The sequence below is a fragment of the Kitasatospora sp. NPDC056138 genome (genome assembly GCF_042264695.1).
Lineage (GTDB): Bacteria > Actinomycetota > Actinomycetes > Streptomycetales > Streptomycetaceae > Kitasatospora.
Genome location: NZ_JBHJVK010000008.1, coordinates 179,116 through 185,481, shown reverse-complemented (window position 1 = coordinate 185,481; position 6,366 = coordinate 179,116). Strand labels below are relative to the sequence as shown.

Here is a 6,366-nt window from a genome sequence, read left to right as displayed (position 1 = left end):
CCACAGGTCTTCGCCCTCGTCATAGGTGCGGAACCAGGTAGTCATACCGCCATCCTGACCCACCCCCTTGACCAAACACATAGGGGCACCCCCCCCGAACTCGCAGGACCGGCCGCGTTCAAGGCCCGGGGCAGCGGCCCGGGGCAGCGACCCGGGGCAGCGACCCGGGGCAGTCGAGGGGTGGCTGTGCAGGACGGGGGCGGGGTGGTCAGGAGAGGCCGGTGCCCTCCAGCTGGGCGGCCTCGTCGGCGGCGCGGGCCTCGCGGCGGCGGATCACGTCCTGGCGGCGTGCCAGCACCGAGGCGGCGCCGAGCGAACTGGCGGCGAAGGCGAGCAGCCCGATCGAGGCCCGGTCGAGGGCGTGGCCGGTGGCGTGGTCCAGGGAGTAGCGGCCCGCGCCGGAGAGGCCGAGGGCGAGGCCGCAGGCGCCGAGCAGGGCAGGGTACTCGTAGCCGCCCGCCGTGCTGAAGAACCCGCCCGGGGCGTGCACCGAGATGGCTCCGGCCATGGTGCCCGCGACGATCGACCCGGCGGCCGGGGTGGCCAGTCCGGCGACCAGCAGGGCGCCGCCGCCCGCCTCGCCGAGGCCCGCCGCGAGTGCGCTGCGGCGGCCCGGTTCGAAGCCCATGTGCTCCATGGCCTTGGCCGTCCCCTCCAGCCCGCCGCCGCCGAACCAGCCGAACAGCTTCTGGGTGCCGTGGGCGATGAGTACCCCTCCGACGGCGGCGCGCAGGGCGAACAGCCCTAGGTCCTTACGGCTGAGACAGGTCATGATGGGCCCTCGGATCGTGCCGGTGGACGGTACGACTCCCATACCAGCCGAAGGGCGGGCCCGGATCGACCCGGGAACGCCATCCGGGCGAACCCGGACACGATCGGCTGAGAGACCCCGAACGCGAGGACGGCCCCGTGTCAGAACGCCAGCCCGAGTACCACCTGGACGGCAGGGCCGTGACCGACGAGCCGTCGTTCTACGCCGCCCTGGGCCGGGCGGTCCGGGCACCGGACGGCTACTACGGCAGCAATCTGGACGCCCTGGCCGACTGCCTGCGCGGGGGCTTCGGCCCGGAGCCGCCGTTCACCCTGGTGTGGCAGGACTCCGCACCCGCCCGCCGCCACCTGACCCGGCGGCTCCCGGCGCCGGACGGCCGGGAGCAGAGCTACTTCGACGCCATCGTGGACGTCCTGCGCGACGGCGGGGTCACCGTCCTGCTGCGGTAGCGGCCCCTGGCGGCACGGGGCACGGCGGCGCGCCGGGAGGCGAGGAGCCGTGGCCGGACGGGCGGGTCCGGGCCGTGCCCGCGCACCGCCGGTCAGCCCAGGGCCGCCACCGCAGCCGTGAACCCACGGGCTCGGCGGGTGACTTCGGCCCAGTCACCGGCGGCCACCACGGCGGGCGGGACCACCTCGCTGCCCGCGCAGACGGCGAGCGCGCCGGCGGCCAGGAAGCCGGCGGCGTTGTCCGCGGTGACCCCGCCCGAGGCGACCAGCGGTACGTCGGGGTACGGGCCCCGGAGGTCCCTGAAGTAGGCGGGGCCGAAGGCGCGGGCCGGGAAGATCTTCACGGCGGCGGCCCCGAGGTCGACGGCCTCGGCGACCTCGCTCGGTGTGAGCGCGCCGAGGACGACGGGCACGGGGGCGGCCGCGACCGCACCCCGTACCCCCGGCGTGACCAGGTACTGCGCCCCGGCCGCCACGGCCGCCTCGGCCTGTCCCGCGGTGAGGACGGTGCCGACGCCGATCCGGCAGCCGGTGCCGGCCGCGACGGCCCGCCGCAGGTGGGTGGTGACGTCGGGCGTGGTGAAGGTGAACTCGACCCAGCGGATGCCGCCTTCGGTGAGGGCGGAGCAGAGCGCGGCAGCGTCGGGGATCACCGGGGCGCGCACCACGGCGATCACCCGGTCGGCGGCGAGGGTGTCCAGGGTCATCGGGTCCTCCGTCGGGAACGGGCGGGTCCGGTCAGGTGCAGCTCGGTGCCGTGCGGTGCAGCCCGGTGGGGAGGGGCCCGGGGTCAGAAGAAGGTCCGCACCAGGTCGACCACGCGCGGGAGTTCGGCGTCGGCGTCGTCGACGACCGGGATCAGCGTCCACTTGTCGAAGACGGTGCAGGGGTGGGAGAGGCCGAGCCGGACGATGTCGCCCACCCGGACGTCGGTGTCCCGTAGGAAGGCGTGCTGGTCGTTGAGCGCGGTGATCCGTCCGCCGGTCAACCGTCCCCGGCCGCGGACGAGTTGGGGCTCGGGCAGACCGTCGTCGTAGGAGAGGTCGCGCTTGCCGCCGTCGAGCAGCGCGAGACCGGGCTCGGGGCTGGAGACGGCCCGGGTCCAGGCGTGCAGGGCGGAGCGGAAGGGACGGTCCGCGTGCGAGCGGGCGAGCGGGGAGATCCCCCGGTAGAAGCCGTCGTCGTGGGCGAGGTAGGCACCGGAGCGCAGCACCACCCGGGTGCGCGGGCCGGCGAGCGGGGCGAGCAGTTCGGTGACGGTGTCGAAGTAGGCGCTGCCGCCCGCCGTGATCCAGACCTCGTCGGCCTGGTCGTAGAGTCCTTCGGCGTCCAGCAGCCGGTGCAGCTCGGCCAGGTCGGTGACCCAGCGGGCCACCGCGGCCAGGGAGTCGGCGGTGGCGTCGTGGGCGATGGCGCCCTCGTAGCCGCTGACTCCGGTCAGCCGCAGTCCGGGGGCGGCGTGCACGGCGCGGGCGACGGCCTGGGCCTCGGCGAGCGTACGGCAGCCGGTACGGGCGCCGGGGGTGCCGAGTTCGACGCAGACGTCCACCGGGGCGGGGGCGCCCCGCAGGGCGGCGTCCATCAGCTCGACCGACCGGACCGAGTCCACCCAGGAGGTGAAGCGGAACTCGGGGTCGGCCGCGAGTTCGGCGGACAGCCGGCGCAGCCCGGCGGGGTCCAGCAGGGTGTTGGCGAGGTGGATCCGGCGCAGGCCGAAGGCGCGCGCCACGTTGACCTGGGGCAGGTTGGCGAGGGTGATCGCGGTGGCTCCGGCGTCGAGCTGCCGCTGCCACAGGGCGGGGGCCATGGTGGTCTTGCCGTGCGGGGCGAGGCCGACTCCGGCCTTGGCGCACCAGGCGGCCATGGTGGCGAGGTTGTGGTCGAGAGCGCCCGCGTCGAGGGTGACCAGGGGGGTGGCGAGGTCGTCCAGGGTGGGACGGGTGGCCAGGTACTCCGCGACGGTCGCTCCCCAGGCTTCGGCGGGAGCGGCCTTGAACCGCCAGTCCAGCCGCTCCTCGGCGAGCTCCGCCACCCGGGCACGGTCCATGATCTGCGGGGCCTGCACCATGGGCCACCCTCCTGTCGTCCGGTTCCGCTCACGCGGGTCCGCGGCTCGTACGAGTCCGCGGCTGTACGAATCTGTGTTGTACGAGTGTGCGGCAGTACGAGTGTGCGGCCCCACCGGCCCGTCGTCGTACCGGTACGCGACCGTGCCGGTCCGCGGGGCTCACGCGGTCGGTCCACGGCTCGTACGGAGCCACGGCGTACGCAGGGCCCTCACCCGCATCGTTGCACGATGTGCAACGCTCGTTGCACATCGTGCCTCCCTGATCTAACCTCAGCCCTGGACCGAAGGTCAACGCACACTCCCAGGAGCACCCAGGTGACACCTCCCGCCGCCGTCTGCCTCGGCGAGTCGATGGCCGTGCTCGCCCCGGTCCACCCGGGGCCGCTGGAGCAGGCGGAGCACTTCGGCCGCAGCTTCGGCGGCGCGGAGTCCAACGTCGCGTGCACACTGGCCGCACTCGGCATCCCGTCCGCCTGGATCAGCCGGGTCGGCGCGGACGGCTTCGGACGCCACCTGGTCCGGCAGATCGCCGAGCACGGCGTGGACACCTCGGCGGTCGGCTACGACGAGACCCGCCCCACCGGCCTCTACGTCAAGGAGACCGGCTCCGGCCAGGGGCACCCCCACGACCTCGGCGCGGGCCACAGCCGACTGCACTACTACCGCCGCGGCTCGGCCGCCGCCGCGATGGGCCCCGAACTGCTCGCCGACCCGGCCGCCGCGCCCCTGCTGGCCGCCGCACCGCTGATCCACCTCACCGGCATCACGCCCGCGCTCTCCGACAGCTGCCACCGGCTGGTCCGCACCCTGCTGGCGATCCCGGACCGGCCGGTCAGCTTCGACCTCAACTGGCGCCCCTCGCTCTGGGCCGGGCGTGACCGGCAGGCGCTGCGCTTCCTGATGAACGCCTCCGACGTGGTGCTGCTCGGCACCGACGAGGCCCGCGAGGTGCTCGGCACCGACGACCCGGCGGCACTGCGCAAGCTGCTCCCCCGCCCGTCCGTCCTGGTGCTGAAGGACGACGCGCGCCGCTCCACCTCGATCGCCCCGGACGGCTCCACCGTCACCGAACTCGCCCTGCGGGTGGACGTGGTGGAGCCCACCGGTGCCGGCGACGCCTTCGCCGCCGGGTACCTGGCGGGGACGCTGAAGAACCTGCCGGAGGGCCGACGGCTGCGGCTGGGCCATCTCGCGGCCGCCGCCGCCCTCACCGTCCGCGGCGACCTCGGGCCGGTGCCGCCCGCTGCCCTGATCGATCAGCTGCTCGCGTCGGACGAGGCCGACTGGGCCGCGACCACCGTGGACCACGCGGGCTTCCACCCGGCGCCCGCCCGCTGAGCAGCCCCACGGCCGCCCTCCTGGCGGACCGCGGGCCCGCCGCAGGCCGACCGACCGCGAAGGAGCACCCTTGAAGACCGAAGTCCGCACCGACGGCGCCCCCGCCCCCGCCTGGGTGTTCTCCCAGGGGGTGCGCAAGGGCCCGATCCTCCAGGTCTCCGGCCAGGGCCCGCAGGACCCGGAGACCTCCGAGTACCTCCACCCCGGCGATGTGCGGGCGCAGACCCGGCGCACTCTGGCGAACGTGCTGGCGGTGCTGGAGGCCGGCGGTGCGACGGTCGAGGACGTGGTGATGTTCCGCGTCTACCTGACCAGGCGGGAGGACTTCGCGCCGATGAACGAGGTCTACGGCGAGTTCATCGAGGAGCACGTCCGGGACGGCGTGAAGCCCTGCCGCACCACCGTCTTCGTCGAGCTGCCGCACGAGTCCATGCTGGTCGAGATCGACGCGCAGGCCGTCATCGGCTGACCGGCCGTCGGTTGCCCGGGGCGCGGCGGGCGGCCGCCGCGCCCCGGGCTGACGCATGCTTGGATCATGTCCGCTTTCAATCTGAGCAGCGCGTTCGTCACCCTGCTCGCCGTGGTCGGGCCGCCCAAGGTGCTGCTGGCCTTCGCCCACCTGGCCCGCGAACGCAGCGCTGCCGAACTGCGCCGTCTGGCACTGGTGAGCACGGTGCTGGCCGCCGTGGTCGGCGTGACGATGGCGTACACGGCGGACTTCCTCACCACCTTCTTCCACATCAGCGACCAGTCGCTGCAGCTGGCCGGGGGCCTGATCTTCTTCATCTACGCCCTCGCCCTGGTGCTCGGCATCCACGTGGGCACGAGCGAGGCCGAGGAGGGCCGGCTGGCCAACCCGCTCGCCGACGGCGTGCGCGAGCTTCTGCTGCCGTACGTGGCCAGCCCGCTGGCGATCACCGCCGTGCTGGTCGGGGCGCTGGAGAAGGACACCTGGAGCTGGCACTCCACCATCGCCGGCGCCTTCCTGGCGGTGGTGGCGATCAACTGCGTCTGCGTCCTGCTGCTCTCTGAGGTGCTGCGGCTCACCCACCAGACCACGCTCGAAGTGCTCTCCCGGCTGCTCGGGCTGCTGCTGGCGGCGGTCGGCGTGGAGCTCTTCCTGAACGGCCTGGCCAGCCTGGGCGTGCACTTCGCCGCCCCCGACGGTCACTGACCGTCCGTCACGGCAGCTCCACCGGACGCCAGGGGACCGGGCTGGAGAGGATCATCGAGCTGGACGGCTGACCGTAGGCCGCCAGACGGTCGATCAGCTGCTCGAAGCCGGCCATGTTCCGGGCCGCCACCAGCAGCACGCAGCACGCCCCGCCGGTGACCCGGTGCAGCTGGAGCACCTCCGGCCAGCGGGCGACCTCGGGGTCGCGCAGCACGCAGCGCCGGCCGTAGCACTGGATCTGCACCAGTGCGGTGACGGCCAGCCCGGCGCCGGCCAGGTCGATGTGCGCGTGGTAGCCGCTGATCACCCCCTCCGCCTCCAGCCGCCGGACCCGCTCGGCGACGGCGGGCGGGGAGAGCTTGACCCGGCGGGACAGCTCGTTGAACGAGAGCCGGGCGTCGCCCTGCAACTCGGCGAGCAGGAGGCGGTCGACGGCGTCCATGGCAGCTCCGGGGTGAGGGTTTCGTTCCACAAAGCCGAATCGGCTGAACGGGTTCCGAACGTAAACCGGTTTCGCCGATCCGGTGTCCACTGCCCATTCAATGCGCCGCCCGGGCCGCCGCAC

General features: G+C 74.0%; 8 protein-coding genes. 4 read left to right on the top strand and 4 right to left on the bottom strand.

The window, feature by feature from the left end; genetic code table 11:
- Positions 1-208 precede the first annotated feature (208 nt).
- Positions 209-772 carry a DoxX family protein gene (locus ACFC1R_RS08715; RefSeq protein WP_375934880.1) on the bottom strand — a complete coding sequence of 188 codons (564 nt, stop codon included), beginning with the start codon at positions 770-772 and terminating at the stop codon, positions 209-211.
- Between the two features lie 137 nt (positions 773-909).
- Between ACFC1R_RS08715 and ACFC1R_RS08710 the strand changes: the two genes are divergently transcribed.
- A complete protein-coding gene (locus tag ACFC1R_RS08710) occupies positions 910-1,221 on the top strand; it encodes a barstar family protein (RefSeq protein WP_375934877.1) in 312 nt (103 codons plus the stop codon).
- Positions 1,222-1,313: 92 nt separating this feature from the next.
- Here the strand turns inward: ACFC1R_RS08710 and ACFC1R_RS08705 are convergent, their stop codons facing one another.
- Together ACFC1R_RS08705 and ACFC1R_RS08700 are read right to left on the bottom strand one after the other, a co-directional pair.
- Entirely contained in the window at positions 1,314-1,928 is a 615-nt protein-coding gene (locus ACFC1R_RS08705) for a bifunctional 4-hydroxy-2-oxoglutarate aldolase/2-dehydro-3-deoxy-phosphogluconate aldolase (protein WP_375934874.1), read from the bottom strand.
- 83 nt (positions 1,929-2,011) lie between these two features.
- A complete protein-coding gene (locus ACFC1R_RS08700) occupies positions 2,012-3,289 on the bottom strand; it encodes an alanine racemase (protein ID WP_375934871.1) in 1,278 nt (425 codons plus the stop codon).
- A 315-nt stretch (positions 3,290-3,604) separates the two neighbouring features.
- Between ACFC1R_RS08700 and ACFC1R_RS08695 the strand changes: the two genes are divergently transcribed.
- From ACFC1R_RS08695 to ACFC1R_RS08685, 3 genes are all read left to right on the top strand, one after another.
- Positions 3,605-4,627, top strand: coding sequence for a sugar kinase (locus ACFC1R_RS08695; protein WP_375934868.1), 1,023 nt, complete (start codon positions 3,605-3,607; stop codon positions 4,625-4,627).
- 70 nt (positions 4,628-4,697) lie between these two features.
- Entirely contained in the window at positions 4,698-5,096 is a 399-nt protein-coding gene (locus ACFC1R_RS08690) for a RidA family protein (RefSeq protein WP_375934865.1), read from the top strand.
- Between the two features lie 66 nt (positions 5,097-5,162).
- Positions 5,163-5,801: a MarC family protein gene (locus ACFC1R_RS08685; protein ID WP_375934862.1), complete on the top strand. Its 639-nt coding sequence runs from the start codon at positions 5,163-5,165 to the stop codon at positions 5,799-5,801.
- A gap of 7 nt (positions 5,802-5,808) precedes the next feature.
- Here ACFC1R_RS08685 and ACFC1R_RS08680 read toward each other — a convergent pair whose 3' ends face one another.
- Positions 5,809-6,243, bottom strand: coding sequence for an Lrp/AsnC family transcriptional regulator (locus ACFC1R_RS08680; protein WP_375934859.1), 435 nt, complete (start codon positions 6,241-6,243; stop codon positions 5,809-5,811).
- Positions 6,244-6,366 lie beyond the last annotated feature (123 nt).